Annotated in this window: 16 protein-coding genes; 12 read left to right on the forward strand and 4 right to left on the reverse strand. The window is 68.3% G+C overall.

The window, feature by feature from the left end:
* The first annotated feature begins 1,128 nt into the window (after positions 1 to 1,128).
* Together MXA07_RS00565 and MXA07_RS00570 are read left to right on the forward strand one after the other, a co-directional pair.
* Positions 1,129 to 1,665 (forward strand): winged helix-turn-helix domain-containing protein, encoded by a 537-nt coding sequence (locus tag MXA07_RS00565; protein WP_247730106.1) that lies wholly within the window; start codon positions 1,129 to 1,131, stop codon positions 1,663 to 1,665.
* Entirely contained in the window at positions 1,652 to 2,185 is a 534-nt protein-coding gene (locus MXA07_RS00570) for a PIN domain-containing protein (RefSeq protein ID WP_484496858.1), read from the forward strand. The genes MXA07_RS00565 and MXA07_RS00570 overlap by 14 nt, the downstream gene beginning before the upstream one ends.
* Before the next feature lie 401 nt (positions 2,186 to 2,586).
* Here the strand turns inward: MXA07_RS00570 and MXA07_RS00575 are convergent, their stop codons facing one another.
* Both MXA07_RS00575 and MXA07_RS00580 read right to left on the reverse strand, forming a co-directional pair.
* A complete protein-coding gene (locus MXA07_RS00575; RefSeq protein ID WP_247730108.1) occupies positions 2,587 to 3,834 on the reverse strand; it encodes an aminotransferase class V-fold PLP-dependent enzyme in 1,248 nt (415 codons plus the stop codon).
* A gap of 97 nt (positions 3,835 to 3,931) precedes the next feature.
* On the reverse strand, positions 3,932 to 4,792 hold the full coding sequence (locus tag MXA07_RS00580) for a DUF8054 domain-containing protein (RefSeq protein ID WP_247730109.1): 861 nt from the start codon (positions 4,790 to 4,792) through the stop codon (positions 3,932 to 3,934).
* Between the two features lie 359 nt (positions 4,793 to 5,151).
* Between MXA07_RS00580 and MXA07_RS00585 the strand changes: the two genes are divergently transcribed.
* From MXA07_RS00585 to MXA07_RS00605, 5 genes are all read left to right on the forward strand, one after another.
* Positions 5,152 to 5,313, forward strand: coding sequence for a preprotein translocase subunit Sec61beta (locus tag MXA07_RS00585; protein WP_247730110.1), 162 nt, complete (start codon positions 5,152 to 5,154; stop codon positions 5,311 to 5,313).
* Between the two features lie 210 nt (positions 5,314 to 5,523).
* Positions 5,524 to 6,126, forward strand: a complete 603-nt coding sequence (pdxT, locus tag MXA07_RS00590; RefSeq protein WP_247730111.1) for a pyridoxal 5'-phosphate synthase glutaminase subunit PdxT — start codon at positions 5,524 to 5,526, stop codon at positions 6,124 to 6,126.
* A 121-nt stretch (positions 6,127 to 6,247) separates the two neighbouring features.
* Entirely contained in the window at positions 6,248 to 6,715 is a 468-nt protein-coding gene (locus tag MXA07_RS00595; protein ID WP_247730112.1) for a bifunctional nuclease family protein, read from the forward strand.
* A gap of 188 nt (positions 6,716 to 6,903) precedes the next feature.
* On the forward strand, positions 6,904 to 7,179 hold the full coding sequence (gene hisE, locus MXA07_RS00600; RefSeq protein ID WP_247731686.1) for a phosphoribosyl-ATP diphosphatase: 276 nt from the start codon (positions 6,904 to 6,906) through the stop codon (positions 7,177 to 7,179).
* 165 nt (positions 7,180 to 7,344) lie between these two features.
* The gene (locus tag MXA07_RS00605) at positions 7,345 to 7,830 is read left to right on the forward strand and encodes a metal-dependent hydrolase (protein ID WP_247730113.1); all 486 of its coding nucleotides are present in this window, start codon (positions 7,345 to 7,347) and stop codon (positions 7,828 to 7,830) included.
* 42 nt (positions 7,831 to 7,872) lie between these two features.
* Here the strand turns inward: MXA07_RS00605 and MXA07_RS00610 are convergent, their stop codons facing one another.
* The gene (locus MXA07_RS00610) at positions 7,873 to 8,892 is read right to left on the reverse strand and encodes a lysylphosphatidylglycerol synthase transmembrane domain-containing protein (RefSeq protein ID WP_247730114.1); all 1,020 of its coding nucleotides are present in this window, start codon (positions 8,890 to 8,892) and stop codon (positions 7,873 to 7,875) included.
* 564 nt (positions 8,893 to 9,456) lie between these two features.
* Between MXA07_RS00610 and MXA07_RS00615 the strand changes: the two genes are divergently transcribed.
* Entirely contained in the window at positions 9,457 to 10,860 is a 1,404-nt protein-coding gene (locus MXA07_RS00615; RefSeq protein WP_247730115.1) for an aryl-sulfate sulfotransferase, read from the forward strand.
* Between the two features lie 61 nt (positions 10,861 to 10,921).
* Here the strand turns inward: MXA07_RS00615 and MXA07_RS00620 are convergent, their stop codons facing one another.
* Complete coding sequence (locus MXA07_RS00620) at positions 10,922 to 11,458, reverse strand: DedA family protein (RefSeq protein ID WP_247730116.1); 537 nt, start codon at positions 11,456 to 11,458, stop codon at positions 10,922 to 10,924.
* A 207-nt stretch (positions 11,459 to 11,665) separates the two neighbouring features.
* Between MXA07_RS00620 and MXA07_RS00625 the strand changes: the two genes are divergently transcribed.
* From MXA07_RS00625 to MXA07_RS00640, 4 genes are all read left to right on the forward strand, one after another.
* Positions 11,666 to 13,234, forward strand: coding sequence for a sulfatase (locus MXA07_RS00625; RefSeq protein ID WP_247730117.1), 1,569 nt, complete (start codon positions 11,666 to 11,668; stop codon positions 13,232 to 13,234).
* A gap of 153 nt (positions 13,235 to 13,387) precedes the next feature.
* On the forward strand, positions 13,388 to 14,245 hold the full coding sequence (locus MXA07_RS00630) for a hypothetical protein (RefSeq protein WP_247730118.1): 858 nt from the start codon (positions 13,388 to 13,390) through the stop codon (positions 14,243 to 14,245).
* Positions 14,246 to 14,334: 89 nt separating this feature from the next.
* A complete protein-coding gene (locus tag MXA07_RS00635; protein WP_247731687.1) occupies positions 14,335 to 15,333 on the forward strand; it encodes a glycosyltransferase family 4 protein in 999 nt (332 codons plus the stop codon).
* The gene (locus MXA07_RS00640) at positions 15,330 to 16,427 is read left to right on the forward strand and encodes a glycosyltransferase (protein ID WP_247730119.1); all 1,098 of its coding nucleotides are present in this window, start codon (positions 15,330 to 15,332) and stop codon (positions 16,425 to 16,427) included. Before MXA07_RS00635 ends, MXA07_RS00640 begins: the two co-directional genes overlap by 4 nt.
* Positions 16,428 to 16,602: the final 175 nt, after the last annotated feature.

The raw sequence follows: 16,602 nt of genomic DNA on the forward strand, positions 1-16,602 counted from the left end.
CCCAATAGTGTGCCAGCCCCCAGGGGGTCGACGAACGGTGAAATGGATCGCACCGAGCCACCAACTAAACACCACCGAAACCTCGGTTGCGGTTAGTTAGGCGTAAACCGGACGAACAACCACCGTAGGATGGGGTCGAAAGGGACGATGTTCTCGAGGTGCGAGACGATGCAAGTGACGCGGATGCGAACTCCCGCTAATTTGAGACCACGTCTCAGAAACCGCAGGACGAAGTCCGAAGATTGCAGCGAGTCGCAACCAGCGAGAGATACCGATCCCTCGATCAATCGGCGCATACGCCGATGACCGCGAGAAAGTCGGGCTTTCTGGGTATTCTCGCTCACAAGAGCTACGGTCCTGACTAAACTAAACGCCACCGAAATCGCCAATCGACACCACTCTCTACACCCAGAACGCCAGACATCTCCCGTTTACCCCACCCACAGGTTAGAAAATCCCATCGTTCACCTGTTAGATAGATATAAGTATACCCAATGGCTACGCCGTACTGGAAGCTCCAGTCTCCACTCGCCAGGGGACAGGCATCAGAAATGTCCCGGGTGTCAGAGCACCCGAGACTGTGGCTTCCAGTCGCGAGACCCGAAGCCATGATTGCGTATCCGCCCGCGAGACATAAACCTCTCGCACGACCGCCGAGCCGCCCGGTATCGCCAGCGTTGCGTCCGATTGTTGTCGTTCGCTCCGTGGGGAGCAGTGGGGTGTCTGGATGACCGATCGACCGTCGAGTGGCGACGCCGGCGAACGGCGCGGCGAGACCCGGTCGGACGGCGGCGTTCGGACTGATGCAGGAGCTTCGGGTCGCTCGCGGTGTCCGCGCTGTGGTACGCCGGTCGCGAGTCTGACGATCCGCGGGCCGATGGACGCGCGGGTCGCCCCGTGCGGCTGTCGGCTCGGCGTCGCGGACGTGAACGACTTGCTGGACTCGTCATCGTAGTGCGTCGACCGCCCGCACCGTAGCGAATCGAACGCCCTCGTCGTAGCTGTCTCCGTCCCGAATGGAATCGAAGCCGGACCCAAAACCGTCGCTCCGTGGCTGGACCGCTCGGGAACTGAGTTGCGGATCGCGGCGCAACCCTTATCACGAATTATGGATAGTTCGTAATCGAGATGGCGCAATCGCCGTCCCGGTCCGGTCGACCGCCGATTCGGCAGCTCCAGACGGTAGCCGACATCCTCGATACGCCGTCGCTCGCTCGCCTGTACGCACACATTTCCCGGCACGGCCCGGTCACCGTGCCGGAGATCGTCGACGAGCTCGACCTCCCCCAGGGAACCGTCTACGACTACGTCGGGAAGCTCGAAACGGCTGACTTCGTCGAGAAAACCCGCGAGCAGCGCCCCTACGAGTACGAGGCCCGCACCATCGCGCTCACGCTCTCGACGGACGGCGACAGCCGGACGATTACGCCGGCGCTGATCGCAGCCGTCGCCCGCCGCGAGGAGAACGACGACGTCGACGTCTTCGTCGATCGCCACGGCCCCGACGGCCTGGCCGCCGCCCTCGAATACGCCGCCGAGTACGTCGACGGGACGGTCAATCATCGCATCGCGGCCAGGGAACTCGACATCTCGCCGCTGGAAGCCGAGATTATCCTCCAGGCGCTCGAACCCGTCGCCGCCGAGTACGCGGATGCGGCTGTATGACGACGGCGTATATCGCCGACACCGGCGTCTTCGTTCGGTGCGGCGCTCGGATAGGAACAAATTTCGACGGCTGTGTCGGGCGCTCCGACAGGCGGGCGCTTCGGTGCGGATTCCGCGGCGAGTCTACGAGGAGCTCGGTGGCGATCCCGCTGCAGCGGGGTATCCGTCGGCGGGCGTTCCGTACGCCGATGCGTTCGAAACGGGCTTGATCGTCGTCGACGAGTTAGAGCACGCACAGTCGCCCGTTTCGACGGTGATGGGCAAGTCACGTCGGTTCATCGCCACCGAAACCGACCGTGACGAGGACGTCATCGAGAAGGCGGACACCGCGCTCGTCGGGCTCGCCGCACAGCTCCTCGCGTCAGGGGACGCAGATCACGTCGTGCTCTTGACGACCGACAAGCCTGCGGGACGAGCGGCCGAGGCGCTCCTCCCGAACCACGGGTACGACGGGCAGATCGAATTTCGGTACGCCAGCGTGGCGTACCTGGAGACGATCACGGCCGAGGCGTTTCGATAGCCCAGTTTCGGAACGCGGATCAGCGATGCCCGACCCGCCAGATCGCACTACAGACGCAGGTGGGCGTCGCCGTCGGCGTTCGGGAGGTCCGAGCCCGTCTCGGTCCGAAGTAGTCGAGGGCGCCGAACATCCGCATCGCCTGGCCGATCGCCGCGACGAGCGCACCCGACCATTCAACCAAAACGGGCTGAAGGTTGAACGAGATGGTGTCTCGTTCGACGCTGATGTACTCGACGAGCTCGGCGTTCAACGATAGCGCTAGTTTCCTTGAATACGGACCGAGTAGACCGTCCGGGAGCGATTCACACGGTGACGACCGAACGCGGCTAGACAGAATCGAGCGAGCGGATCGAGAAGTGAATTTGCTGCGCCCGAGAGCGGTCGCGTGACGGCCCCCGATCCTACGCGAACAGCGCCCGGGCGTCCTCGACCGCCTCGACGAGCGGGTCGATCTCGTCGACGGAGTTGTAGACGTAGAACGAGGCGCGCGCGGTCGCGGAGACGCCGAGCGTATCGTGCAGCGGCTGGGTGCAGTGATCGCCGGCCCGAATCGCGACCGCGTGGTCGTTACAGATCGACGCGAGGTCGTGGGCGTGGACGTTCTCCATCGAGAAGCTCACCAGGCCGGCCCGGTCGGGACCGGGCTCGGGGCCGTAAATCGTCAGGCCGTCGATCCCCGAGAGGGCGTCGTAGGCCGCGGCGGCGAGTCGCTCCTCGTGGGCGCGGACGCGCTCCATGCCGATGTCGTCGAGGTAGTCCGCCGCGGCGGCCAGCCCGACCGCCTCCGCGATCGGCGGCGTGCCGGCCTCGAACTTCCAGGGCACCTCGCCCCACGAGGATTCGTCGTAGGTGACCTTGCGGATCATCCCGCCGCCGTAGAGGTAGGGATCGAGGTCCGCAAGCAGATCCTCCTTGCCGTAGAGACAGCCGATGCCGGTCGGGCCGGCCATCTTGTGCCCGGAGAAGGCGTAGAAGTCGGCGTCGATCGCCTCGACGTCGACGGGCCGGGTGGGCACCGCCTGGGCGCCGTCGATGAAGGCCAGCGCGTCGTGCTCGTGGGCCAGGTCGACCAGCTCGGAGACGGGGTTGACCGTCCCCAGCGTGTTCGAGACGTGGACCGCCGAGAGCATCGCCGTGTCGTCGGAGATGACCTCGCGGGCGTGGTCCATGTCGAGGCGGCCGTCGTCGTCGACGCGGATGTACTTCACGTCAGCGCCGGCGCGCATGGCCACCTGCTGCCAGGTGACCAGCGAGGCGTGGTGTTCCATCTGGGTGAGGACGACCTCGTCGCCGGGGCCGAGTTCGCGAAGGCCCCACGCGTGGGCGATCATGTTCTCGCTCTCGGTGGTGTTCTTCGTGAAGACGAGTTCCCTCCGGCCGCCGCTCGCGCCGACGAACTCGGCCAGGCGGTCGTGAGCCTCCTCGTAGGCGATCGACGCCTCCTGGCTCAGGTGGTGGATGCCGCGGTGGACGTTCGCGTTCGTCTCGCGGTAGTAGTCGCTCATCGCGTCGACGACGGGATCTGGCGTCTGCGTCGTCGCCGCGTTGTCGAGGTAGACGAGCTGGGTGCCGTCGAAGGTCCGCTCGAGGATGGGGTAGGCCGATCGGATGGCGGGAACGTCGAGCGCGTCGGGACGCTGATGACTCATTGTTTCTACATTGGGCCCCAGGAAAAACACTCCTTCGGTTGCGGCGCGATTCGACGCGACCGGCGACGCCGCGGTGCCCGGAGCGGCCGACCCCGGCTCAGGGCGATATTTCGAGCAGGCGCGCCCCGCAGTCGTTGCAGGTGACGGCGTAGACCTCGTAGGAGCGACAGCAGGACTCGACGGTCTCGCCCTCGATCTCGATCCGCCCGTCGCAACTCGGGCAGGTCTCGAGGAAGGCCCGGAGGCCGCCGACGACCTGCCCGCGCGCCTGGAGCGTCAGCTCGTCCCACTCGGACAGTTCCGTCTCCAGCAGGCGGGCGCCGGCCAGGTCGGCGATCAACGCGGACTCGGACTCCCAGTGGGCGACCACGTGGCCGTCGGCCCTGACGACGATGCGACCCTCTCCCTCGCGGTCCTCGAGTTCCACCGCGTCGACGTCCTGCTCGACGAACGCGGCGACCTGCGGGACGCGGTCGGCCGAGCGGACCGTCTCGACGTGCTCGCGCCAGCGCTCGCGCAGGTCGTCGGGCAGGCAGAGATCGTCCTCCTCGTCGCAGGGACCCAGGACGCCCCCGTCGACGAGCACCGATTCCGGATCGACCGGCTTCGCCTCGCCGGCGTCGGCCGCCTCGCCGTCGAGCGGTTCCGCGGTCTCGGCGGCCGGACCCTTGTCGAACTTCGCGAGCAGCCAGTCGGGGAAGTACCGTTTCGTCAGCGTCGGCGTCCCGGGGACGAGATACCCCCGAACGTAGATGGCCCCCAGCGAGAACGCGAAGAACGCGATTCCGATCCCAGCGGCCGGCCGGACGCCGTATTGCGAGCCGACGACGGCGGCAATTGTACCCGAAAGGAGTGCTGCGATGACGACGTTGACGATCGTACACGGCGTACACCGGTTCTCCCCGGTGTACTCCGGCTGCCGTACCCGGTCGACGATACGCGCGATACCGTAGCTCATACCGCGACAGAGAACGACCAGTATAAAAAATACTCCGGTGTGACAGGATAAACGTGCCATGCCTCCGAAAATTACCCCGCATCGGTCCGGCACACCGACCAGTTTATCCCGGGATTCGTCACGACACGGTCCGTTCCGGTCGTCTGTGGTGATCGGAGGCAACCAGTCCCGCGATCAATCGGTGCCAGGGGTGACGGCAGCCGACGGCACCGCCGGTCGTGTCGCGTCGCTCACGGTGCAGCGTGTCGCACGTCGGTGGGGTGACGAACGCCGATACGCCGTGTCGAAATCCGAGGGGATGACGAACGCCGACGAGGCGTGTCGAAAGCTTTAGTTCGCCGCGGGGCCGAGGGGCGTGTATGGATAAAGGACAGAACACTGGCGGCCTGATGTCCAGTGCGGGTCTCGTCAGGTACTTCGACGCGGAAGACCAGAACGCCATCCGCATCGACCCCAAGACGGTGCTGGTCTTCGGCGTCCTTCTGGGCGTCTTCGTCCAGCTGCTGTCGTTCATGGCCTGATCGCCAGGGTCGACACGCGACACCGGGGGCGAACTCGTCGTCCGAGCAGTTTCGCGTTCGATTTTCGGGTGGTACTCCCCAGGAGCGGACCGGATCGCTGATCGGCAGGTGTGCGACTCCCCGTCTATCGCGTTCGGTAGCATCGCGCCCGTTCGTCGGGTCGAGCGGGCCGTCGAGACGTTTTTCACCGAGAGGGCCCAAGCGGGCGCCATGACGCTGACTGCGGGGGTGATCGCCGTGCAGGGTGACGTCTCGGAGCACGCCGAGGCGATCGAGCGCGCGGGAGCGCGGCGCGACCGGACCGTCGCGGTCCGCGAGGTTCGCGAGTCGGGAGTGGTGCCCGAGTGCGACCTGCTGGCGATGCCGGGCGGGGAGTCGACGACCATCTCGCGGCTGATCCACGACGAGGGGATCGCCCCGGAGATCCGGACCCACGTCGAGGACGGAAAGCCGCTGCTTGCCACCTGCGCGGGGTTGATCGTCGCCTCGCGTGACGCGGCCGACGACCGCGTCACGGAACTCGGTCTGCTCGACGTGACCGTCGAGCGCAACGCGTTCGGCCGCCAGCGCGACAGCTTCGAGGCGCCGCTCTCCGTCGCGGGGCTCGACGAACCCTTCCCCGCCGTCTTCATCCGCGCCCCGGCGATCGCGGACGTCGGCGCGGCGACGGTGCTCTCCGCCTGGGACGGCCGCCCCGTGGCGGTTCGACAGGGGCCGGTCGTCGGCTGTTCGTTCCACCCGGAACTCACCCGCGACGACCGGCTCCACGGGCTCACCTTCTTCGACGAACCGCGCCCGGAGCCCGCCCGCTAGCCCGACCGGACGACCCCCGATAGCCGTACCGGACGGCCGTGCGATACTCGCGCACGGAACCGCCCGCGCCGGGCCGATCGCGTCGCGAGGGTTTTTCTCCGTCGCACCCGTCCGTGGCGGTATGAACGCGACGATCGACGGCGTCCGCCTCGCCGGAACGCCGGAGGGTGCCGTCCCCGTGCTGATCCTGGGCGTCGACGACGAGGACGACGTCGTCCCGATCTTCGTCGGCCGGGAGGAGGCGACGAGCATCGCTCGCGGGCTCGAGGCGGCCGACATCGGTCGGCCCCTGACCCACGACCTGCTGCTCGACGTGATGGAGGAACTCGGCGGCCGCGTCGAACGCGTCGTCGTCAGCGACCTCGAAGAGCGCGGCGCCGACGGCGGCACCTACATCGCGGACTTGCACGTCACCACGCCGCGCGGGGACGCCGTCGTCGACGCGCGACCGAGCGACTCGCTGGCCCTCGCGGCCCGGACCAACGCCCCGATCGAGATACACGAGGACGTCTTCGAGCGGAGTCGCGAGGATCGCGAGACGTTCGCCGACCTCGCCGACATCCGCGACGTCGGAGGTGAACTCGCGTGAGCGGTGAGGAGCCGCCCCAGAGCGACGAGTTCGACCGGAGCGATCCGGACGCGACGACCGACGCTGAGGCGAGCGCCGACGATGCGGCGAGCGCTGGCGCGGACGGATCGGGGGCCGACGATGCGGCGAGTGCCGTCGGTGACGACGGCGGCGGCTCCGCCGAACCGGACTCGAGGGCGGACGCGGCGATTCTCGACGAACTCTTCGCGGTGATCGAGCAGCGCAAGGCCCAGCAACCGACGGGGTCGTACACGGCCTCGCTGTTCGACCACGAGAAGGGCGAGAACGCCGTGCTGGAGAAGATCGGGGAGGAGGCGACCGAAGTGATCCTGGCCGGCAAAGACGACGCGCCCGACGACCTCGCCGCCGAGTCGGCCGACCTGATCTATCACCTGCTCGTCCTGCTCTCGATGAAGGAACTCGACGTCGAAACGCTGTACGCCGAACTCGAATCGCGGCGGTGAACGCGCGGCGCCGGTCCGGTTCCGACTGCCGGTGAACGCGGCGCCGGGCTTTCGGTCTGCCGCGGACCGATCGGGCGTCGGGATTCCGATGAGGTCCGCAATCGATGTCCGGACGGCTGGGGCGCAGCCGAAACAGTGGTACCACTCCGCACGAAACGGTCGCCTATGGTGGTGAGTCGAGTCGTCTTCTACGCGGGCGCGTTGGCCACCCACGCGTTCCTGGGGTACGCCCTCGTGCGAGCGTTCACCGACGCCGACCCCTGGCTCGGTCTCGGCTTCGGCCTGCTTCCCGACGCGGATTTCTTCTTTCCGGCGGCCCTGGAGTGGCCGTTCGTCCACCGCGGACTCACGCATTCGCCGCTCGTCTGGCTGGCGCTCGTCCTCGCGGCGGTCGCCGCCAGGGATCGGTCGGTCGCGAGCGCGGTCGGGCTGGCTTACGGCTCGCACCTGCTGCTCGATTCGCTCTCGCCGAAAGGCATCGAGTGGCTCTTTCCGCTGCAGTCCGACTGGAGCCCGGGACTGCCGATCCACACCGTCTACGACACGCCGCTGCTGTGGACCGGGTGCCTGGCCCTCCTCGCCTGGCGAACGACCGCCCTCGATCCGTACCTCCCGTCCGAACTCCGGACGGGCACCGGGTCCGATAGCTGACCGCGTCCGAACGGTCGGTCGGCACGTCGCCCGATCCATCGCCTATCTGACCGACCGGACGCCGTAGGCGGAGACGGCGGCGCCACCGATCAGGACCGGTTGCCAGTAGACCGCCCCGCGGAAGATGAGCACGGCCGCGGTGACCGCCGACGCTGCCACGCCCGTCGTCGGGACGAGCAACGCCACGAACGCCGCCTCGATCCCGCCGAGGCCCCCGGGGAGCGGTGCGGCCCCTGCCAGGTTTGCAAGCGGGATGACGAAGATCGCCACGTAGAACGGGATGCTGTGACCGACGGCCAGGAACGCCACGAGGAGGGCGACCGCCTGGAGCAACCAGCCCGCGAGCGAGAGGCCCAGCACCGCGGTCAGGCGCAGGCGATCGGTCGCCACTCGCTCGACGTTCTCGACGAAGCCCTCGAGTCGGCCAGCGATCGACTCCTCGAGCGCGGCGGGGTCGACGCGCGAGCGGCCGATGCGGGCCGCGACCCCGGAGATCGCCGCCGGGAGCCGATCGACGAGCCACGCCCGGGCCGACCAGAGGAAGGCGACCACGAGGACGATCCCGGCCATGATGAACAGGCCCGAGGTGAGCGCCGTCTCGAGGCGCTGGCCCAGCGCCGCGGTCGTCGCGTAGTAGCCGACGCCGACGACGATCAGCGAGACCGACGGGATGACGTTGAGCACGTCGACGCTCGCGATCCCGGCCAGGCCGGTCTCGTAGCGCGAGTCGGTCACCTTCGAGATGACCAGCGCCGCGACCGGTTCGCCGCCCGCCTGGCCGAACGGCGTGACGTTGTTGGCGAACATCGCCCCGCTGTAGACGAAGAACGAGGAGACCGGCGAGATCGACACGTCGAGCGTCCCGAGGACGGTTCGCAGCATCAGCCCCCACGCCGCCAGCCAGCAGACGGCGACGCCGAGGGTCGCCGCGATCAGGAGCGGGTCGGCGGCGAAGAGGGCGTCGACGACGCGGCCCGCGCCGACGACGAACAGCAGGCCGGCGAAGACGGCGATCGCCCCGATCGCGGCGAGGATGGCCGTGAGACGGGTGCGACCGTTCATGCCGACTCTGGATCGGACGCGAACTTGAAACTTCCCCACCGGTCTCGCATCGCGTAAATCGGGCGGCCGCGGACAGTCGGCGCGGCCTCGTACGCCCCATCGGTCCCCCGACCGGGTCCGCCATCACGCCCGGAGTTCTCCTCCGTCCCGGCAGGTTCCCGGCTCAGCCATCAGCCGCGAACACCCCGCCAGCCGCGAACGCTCCCGCGTCCCCGCATCGCGCCGGGGACCGTGTCAGTCCGACAGGGAGGGTTCACAGACGCGTTCGACGCGCTCTTCGAAGGAGATTCGGTTCCCAGCCGGTTGCGGCCCGGAACTTCGAGCCGTCGTCGAGGGCGACGACGTCGTTCCCGATCGCGAGGGCGGTCGCGATCTTCGACCCGATGAACCCGGCGCCACGGGAGATGAGAACGCGCGTCTTCCTTGCAGACGCCTGCACGCCCCGGCCGAAAAGGGTGCTGGAGCGCGGCCGAAGGTGAGTAACGAGCCAAGAGTCATATATCGCCCTCGTAAAATTCTGCTGATGATCGAGCCCACGCGAGACCAGAGGGGGGTGCGGCCCGGATGAGCGGGCGCGTTCGAGCGGCGCTCGCGGACGGCCGATCGCGGGTGACCCGCACCCGACTCCGGTTCGCGGTCGTCATCGTCGTCGTGCTGTCCGGCGCGTTTCTGGCGGTGTCGGCCTCGGAGAGCATCTCGACGGCGACCGAGGCGGACGTCCCGCGAGCCCCGGAGGCGCAGAACCACACGGTCGTCACCGAGTCGGGGCGGGCGGGGACGATCACCGTCTACGGACCGGGCGGTGACGTCGCCTACTACAACAACTCGCGGACGAAGTACTTCGACGCCGACCCGGTCGAGGGCGAGCCGATGACCATCGAGTACGCCGCGACGGACACGATCCACTCGGCGGGACCGACCTGTTCGGACCCGCCGTGCGCGCTGAACGTGATCGAACGGATCGACCTCACGGAGGATGATCCGCAACCGGCGGTCGTCTACGAGCGCTACGACTACAAGGAGACCGCCGGCGAGTGGCACGATTCGACCCGGATCAACGAGACGCACGTCGCGATCGCGGACATCGTCGCGGACCAGGTGTTCGTCGTCGACACGGAGACCGAGATCGTCGAGTGGCTCTGGGACGCCCAGACCGAGTTTCCGGTCGAGGGCGGCGGCCCCTACCCCGTAGACTGGGCCCACATCAACGACGTGGAGTACGTCGACGCGCCCGGCGATCCGAACGACGGCCGCATCGTCGCCAGCCTCCGCAACCAGGATCAGGTCGTCTTCCTCGACCCGGGGACGGGCCTGGTCGACGAGTGGACGCTCGGTTCGGAGGACGACCACGACGTCCAGTTCGAGCAGCACAATCCCGACTACATCCCCGAGTCCCGGGGCGGTCCGGCGCTGCTCGTCGCCGACTCGGAGAACGGCCGCGTCCAGGAGTTCCAGCGCGAGGACGGCGAGTGGGTTCGCTCGTGGCAGTGGGCCGACGACCGCATCCAGTGGCCCCGCGACGCCGACCGCCTGCCCAACGGGAACACGCTGATCGCCGACTCCCACGGCCAGCGCGTGTTCGAGGTCGACCGGAGCGGCGAGATCGTCTGGTCGGTTCCGTCGACGCTGCCCTACGAGGCCGAGCGCCTGGAGACGGGCGCCGAGAGCGCGGGCGGGACGAGCGCGGCCGAACTCGGGCTGGAATCGCGGACCGCGGCCGACGAGACGGACGACGGCCCCCTGATCGATCCGCTCGGTCTGGGCGACCGGGTGCTCCAGTGGCTCCTGCCACACCGGTTCTACAACGGGCTGCTGTTCGCGACGCCGGCCTGGATGGGCGGCGGCGAGTTCGCAGTTCTGGGCGTCGCGGTCCTGTCGACCCTGGCGTGGGCCGGTCTAGAAATCCGCTGGCGCCTGCACGACGCCGACGTCCGCTTCCGGTCGCCGATCTATCGCGGCGGCGACTGACCGCCGGTCACGACCGCCTCGGTTCGCTCGATCGGGTCGCCGGCGATACCGACCCCGACGTTCAGACGAGGACGTGGCCGCTCGCCAGGTAGAGACCGGCAAGGATCGACTGGAAGGCAAGCGAGCCGACGGCCGATAGCGCGACGAAGGTGCGCCAGTGCATCCGCGAGAGGCCGGCGGGGACGGTGAGGACGCCCCTGACGAACAGCATGGTGTTGCTGAGCGCCACCGCGAGACGCCCCCAGCGGTCGAACCAGCCGTCGAACCGGGCGAGACGCGATTCGGTGACGGGAACCCAGCGCGTGCGCAGAACGTACTCGCGACCGGCTCGACGGGCGAGGACGAACAGCACCGTCTGGCCGATCGTCGTTCCGACGACGGCGATCGCCACGATCGCCCCGACGTCGCCCGGCGACGAGCCGACGAGCGCGAGCGCGAGCGGGACGACCAGCTCGCTCGGCATGAATCTGAGGAGCATCGCTCCCTCGAGGATGCAGATTCCGAAGAGGACGAGAAAGCCGATCTCGGAGGAGAGATACGACTCCAGCCAGCTCGGCGCGCGATCGGTCGCGAGGACGATCCCGGACGAGACGGGCATCGTCCGTTCATCCGTTATCGGTCCGGTAAGCGTTGACGGTTCGGATCGACAGACCGAGGCCCGATGACTGGCACTGCTGCGGTTCCGTCGTCGGTCGCGCTTGGATTCCGTCGGACCGCTGTGCCATCACGCACTCGCCGTTCCCGCAGCGATCCGACGACCCGGGGCGTCAATCGATTTAATGGGATGGGTCGCCTGCACTCGATAATGGACGGGAACGGTCGATCGAACGTTCTTTTCGTCATCCTGGATACGGTCCGGACGGACCGCCTCGGCCCGTACGGCTACGACGGCGGGACGACGCCCGAACTCGACCGGTTCGCCGACGAGGCGACCGTCTTCGAGTCGGCCGTCGCGCCGGCGCCGTGGACGCTGCCGGTCCACGCGTCGCTGTTCACCGGACGCTATCCGAGCGAGCACGGTGCGGACCAGGCCTGCCCCTACCTCGACGACGCGACGACGCTCGCGACCTCGCTCTCGGCGGCGGGTTACGACACCGCGTGTTACTCCTCGAACGCCTGGATCACGCCCTACACCGGGCTCACCGACGGCTTCGACGCCCAGGACTCGTTCTTCGAAGTGTTACCGGGCGACGTCCTCTCCGGCCCGCTCGCGGGGCTCTGGCGGCGGATCAACGACAACGACGTCCTCCGGAGTTTCGCCTCGACGCTCGTCCACCTCGGCGCGAAAGCCCACGCGAAGCTAGCAAGCGGGGAAGGCGCCGATTCGAAGACGCCGGCGGTGATCGACCGGACCCGGTCGTTCGTCGAGGCGAGCGGGAGCGACGAGGGCTGGTTCGCGTTCGTCAACCTCATGGACGCCCACCTGCCGTACTACCCGCCCGCGTCGACGAAGGACCGGTTCGCGCCCGACGTCGATCCCGACGACGTCTGCCAGAATTCGAAGGCGTACAACGCGGGTGCGCGCGAGATCGACGACGCGGAGTGGGACGACATTCGCGCCCTCTACGACGCCGAGATCGCCCACATGGACGCCGAACTCGGCCGGCTGTTCGACTGGCTGCGCGACACCGGTCGGTGGGACGAGACCGCGGTGATCGTCGCTGCCGACCACGGCGAACTCCACGGCGAACACGACCTCTACGGCCACGAGTTCGCCCTCTACGAGCAACTGATCGCCGTCCCCCTGCTGGTCAAACACCCCGACCTTGGCGCGGGGCGACGGGACGATCTGGTCGAACTGCTCGACTGTTACCACACCGTCCTCGACGCGCTCGACGTGGCGCCGACCGACGCGGCGGCCGGAGCGGCGGCCGACCCGGTCGCGTTCGACCCCACGCGATCGCTCCTGCGCGAGGAATACCGCGCGTTCGACGAGGTCTCCGCGCCGGACCCCGGTCAGCGGGCCGTGGCCGAGAGCGAAGGTGAGTACGCCTTCGTCGAGTACGAACGACCGCTCATCGAACTGCACCACCTGGAGCAGAAAGCGAACGAGGCCGGCGTGACGCTCCCGGAGGACCACCGGGCGTACTCGCGCCTGCGCGCGGCGCGGGGCCCCGCCGGCAAGTACGTCCGCGCCGATCGCATCCCCGACGAGGGATATCGGCTCGATCGCGATCCCGCCGAACGAACCCCCGTCGAGCCCGCGGCCGACGACGTCGTCGCGGCGGCCGAGCGCGCGCTGGCGGCGTTCGAGACCGCCGTCGGCGGCGCGTGGGACGAGCCGGGCGACGCGGCCGGCGATCCCGGGGACGCGCTGGAGAGGGCGGACGAACGGACCCGCAATCGGCTGCGCGAACTCGGGTACCTCGAGTGACGGTCGGGCGACTCGGCGCGTCACCGACGGAGCGGAACCGGCGGGTGACGTCGGGTAAGAGGCCGGAACAAACCGGTTAATCGGCCGTTACCGGCCGGTGACGGGGATTTTCAGATCCAATAATTAGGTGCGTCGTCGCGTACCGTACGGGTAATGGAAGACCAGCGGTTTCTGGAATCGGACTGGGACTACTGTCTGGTGCTCGACGCCTGCCGGTACGACGTCTTCGCCGACGTCTACGAGGAGTACCTCGACGGGACCCTCGAAAAACGCCGGAGCGTCGGGTCGTCGACGCCCGAGTGGGCCTACCGGACGTTCACGGGCGAGCACGACCTCGCGTACTTCTCGGGCAACCCGTTCATCAACGACCTCGGAATCCCGCTCGACGAGCTCAAGTGGGGCGCCAGCTGCGACTACCGGTGGACGGCCGCCGAGCACATCAGCGACCTGTTCGACGTCTGGAAGACCGGCTGGGACGACGACCTCGGGACGGTCCCGCCGGGCGGCATCGAGGCGGCGTTCCGCGAGCACTCCGACGCGGTCGAGCGGACCGAGCGAACGGTCCTCCACTACATGCAACCGCACGCGCCGTACCTCTCGCGCGGCAACGGCGCGAAGCTCACGCAGATCCAGAAGGGGATCAAGCGCCAGGGCGAAACCGAGACCGACGGCGTGGGCGACGGGACGCTGGCATCGCTGGGCGACGCGATCCGCCCGAAGGTGGAGGCCAAACTCGAGGGGAGCGAACTCGCCCAGAAGGCCGGCCTCTGGCTCGAACTCGACAAGGGGGAGCTGATCAAAAACGGCACCCGCGAGGCCGCCCTCGCGCTCTACGAGGAGAACCTGCGGATCGCACTCGAGAGCGTCGCCGACCTCGTCACCGAACTCGACGGCCGGGTCGTCGTCACCGCCGACCACGGCGAGGCGTTCGGCGAGGCGGGCGTCTGGGAACACCACGTCGAGACCCACATCCCGGCGCTGATGGAGGTACCGTGGCTCGAAGTCGACTGAGCGATCGCGGCGGCGACGGCGCGGCATCGGACGGGACCGGATCTCGCCCGTCGAGAAGCGACCGCACGGACGGAACCGTGGACGACGCGCTGATAAGCCACTATTTCGAGTTCGGCGACCGCGTCACCGGCGGGATCAGCGCCTCCGTCGCCCACCAGCGAGCGGTGCTGGAGCGACTCGGCGTCGCGTACACGACCGAACCCACGCTCGAGGCCGACGTACTCCACTGCAATCTCATGGGGCCGCGGTCCGTGTGGTACGCGCGGCGCGCTCGCGCCCGGGGAATTCCGGTGGTCGCGAACACGCACGTCACCGCCGAGGACTTCGGCGACAGCTTTCGGTTTACGAACGCGCTCGCGCGGCCGCTGAAGCCGTACCTCCGCTGGGCCTACGACCACGCTGACGCGCTCATCTGCCCGTCCGCGTACAACCGCCGACTCATCGAGGACTACGCGGACGTCCCGACCACCGTGATCTCGAACGGGGTCGACGCCGAGAAGCTCGCCGGATTCGAGTCGCTCGAGGCCGAGTACCGCCAGCGTTACGACCTCTCGGAGCCGACGGTCTTTCTCGTCGGCCACGTCATCAAGCGCAAGGGTCTGGAGACGTTCGTCGGGCTGGCCCGGGCCAGGCCCGACGTCGACTTCGCCTGGTTCGGGCCGCTCGATCTCTCGTTGAAGGGCCGCGAGACGACCCGCCTCGTCGAGACCGCGCCGGAAAACTGCACGTTCACGGGCTACGTCGAGGACGTGCGCGGGGCGTTCGCGGCGGGCGACGTCTTCTGTTTCCCGACCCACGAGGAGAACGAGGGGATCGCCCTGCTGGAGGCGATGACCGCCGGGAAGCCGGTCGTCGTCCGCGACATCGAGCCCTTCGCGTGGCTCGAGGACGGCGAAAACTGCCTGAAGGTCTCGCCCGGTCCCGGCGAGTCCGACGTCGCGGCCTTCGCCGCGGCGATCGACGAACTCGACGACGCCGAGCGCAGACGCAGGCTCGGCGCCGCCGCGGCCGAGCGCGCGGCGGCGTTCACGATCGACGAGATCGCGGCGGCGTACGCCTCGCTCTACCGGGAGGTGCTCGCCGCATGAAGATCGGGTTCTTCACGGACAGTTACTTCCCCGAGATCGACGGCGTGACGTACACGATCAAGCTCTGGCGGGAAGAACTCGAGCTGACCGGTCACGAGGTTCACGTGATCTACCCCGACGGCGCCTACGAACCCGGCCCGCGCGAACACCCCGTCAGGTCGCTGCCGAACCCGTTCTACGCCGGCTACCGGATTCCCCTCTACCGCCGCCTCGCGACGCTGCCGGACTTCGACATCGTCCACTGCCACGGCCCGGCGCCGGTCGGCCGCCTCGGCGAACGCTACGCCCGCAAACGCGACGTGCCAGCCATCTACACCCACCACACGCCGCTCGAGGAGTACTTCCACCAGAGCGTCAAGATCGCCTCGATCGCGGCCGCGCTGGGAAAGCTGTACGTCCCGATCGAGAGCGCCTTCCTGCGACGCTTCGACTTCGTCACGGCCTCGACGAAACGGATCGATCGGAACGTCGAGTACGTCCCGTTACCGGTCGGCATCGACATGGACTTCTTCCGGCCGACCGAGGCGGACCGGTACCCCGACCGGACGGTGATCGGCCACAGCGGCCGTCTCAGCATGGAGAAGAACGTCGAAGAGTTGCTGCGAGTGGCCGAACGGCGCCCCGAGTACGACTTCGTCGTCGTCGGCGAGGGCCCCCGGCGCGAGGCGCTCGAGGGGCAGGCCCCCGCAAACGTCGAACTGCGCGAGTTCCTTCCGCGGCGAGAGCTGCCGATCTTCTACTCGTCGATCGACGCCTTCGTGACGGCCTCGACCGGCGACACGCTCGGACTCTCGACGCTCGAGGCCAACGCCTGCGGGACGCCCGTCGCCGCAGCCGACGTGCCCCCGTTCGACGAGACGATCGGCCCCGACCAGGGCGAGCGGTTCGAACTCGGCGACGTCGCGTCGATGGTCGACGCCGTCGAGCGCTGTCTCTCGGGATCGTACGACACCCGGGCGGCCGTCGAGCCGTACGACGTTCGCCACACGCTCGAGACGCTCGAACAACTATACCGCGACGCGCTCGGGGACGACCGAGCGCATGGTCCGAGCGTCGAGTCTATCGAACCGGCCGAACGCCGGGCGGAAGATTGACGGTGCCACCGCACATGTCGGCCGCGAGACGGGACCTCCCGTCGGCGGAGGGTGGCGGAAATTGTTGCCGCTTCCTCGGACGGCGGTCGGTGGGCCGGATCGGAACGCGCGGCGAAACCCGCCCGTACCCTGGCGCCTGAGGCCCTATTCGGGCGTCACAGGCCACGGACAATGC

This window comes from Halovivax limisalsi (assembly GCF_023093535.1).
GTDB lineage: Archaea > Halobacteriota > Halobacteria > Halobacteriales > Natrialbaceae > Halovivax > Halovivax limisalsi.

Excerpts from the sequence above, each read along its gene's own strand:
- MXA07_RS00565 (WP_247730106.1), top strand. The coding sequence starts at position 1,129 with ATGGCGCAATCGCCGTCCCGGTCCGGTCGACCGCCGATTCGGCAGCTC.
- MXA07_RS00570 (WP_484496858.1), top strand. The coding sequence starts at position 1,652 with ATGCGGCTGTATGACGACGGCGTATATCGCCGACACCGGCGTCTTCGT.
- MXA07_RS00575 (WP_247730108.1), bottom strand. The coding sequence starts at position 3,834 with ATGAGTCATCAGCGTCCCGACGCGCTCGACGTTCCCGCCATCCGATCG.
- MXA07_RS00580 (WP_247730109.1), bottom strand. The coding sequence starts at position 4,792 with ATGAGCTACGGTATCGCGCGTATCGTCGACCGGGTACGGCAGCCGGAG.
- MXA07_RS00585 (WP_247730110.1), top strand. The coding sequence starts at position 5,152 with ATGGATAAAGGACAGAACACTGGCGGCCTGATGTCCAGTGCGGGTCTC.
- pdxT (WP_247730111.1), top strand. The coding sequence starts at position 5,524 with ATGACGCTGACTGCGGGGGTGATCGCCGTGCAGGGTGACGTCTCGGAG.
- MXA07_RS00595 (WP_247730112.1), top strand. The coding sequence starts at position 6,248 with ATGAACGCGACGATCGACGGCGTCCGCCTCGCCGGAACGCCGGAGGGT.
- MXA07_RS00605 (WP_247730113.1), top strand. The coding sequence starts at position 7,345 with ATGGTGGTGAGTCGAGTCGTCTTCTACGCGGGCGCGTTGGCCACCCAC.
- MXA07_RS00610 (WP_247730114.1), bottom strand. The coding sequence starts at position 8,892 with ATGAACGGTCGCACCCGTCTCACGGCCATCCTCGCCGCGATCGGGGCG.
- MXA07_RS00615 (WP_247730115.1), top strand. The coding sequence starts at position 9,457 with ATGAGCGGGCGCGTTCGAGCGGCGCTCGCGGACGGCCGATCGCGGGTG.
- MXA07_RS00620 (WP_247730116.1), bottom strand. The coding sequence starts at position 11,458 with ATGCCCGTCTCGTCCGGGATCGTCCTCGCGACCGATCGCGCGCCGAGC.
- MXA07_RS00625 (WP_247730117.1), top strand. The coding sequence starts at position 11,666 with ATGGACGGGAACGGTCGATCGAACGTTCTTTTCGTCATCCTGGATACG.
- MXA07_RS00630 (WP_247730118.1), top strand. The coding sequence starts at position 13,388 with ATGGAAGACCAGCGGTTTCTGGAATCGGACTGGGACTACTGTCTGGTG.
- MXA07_RS00640 (WP_247730119.1), top strand. The coding sequence starts at position 15,330 with ATGAAGATCGGGTTCTTCACGGACAGTTACTTCCCCGAGATCGACGGC.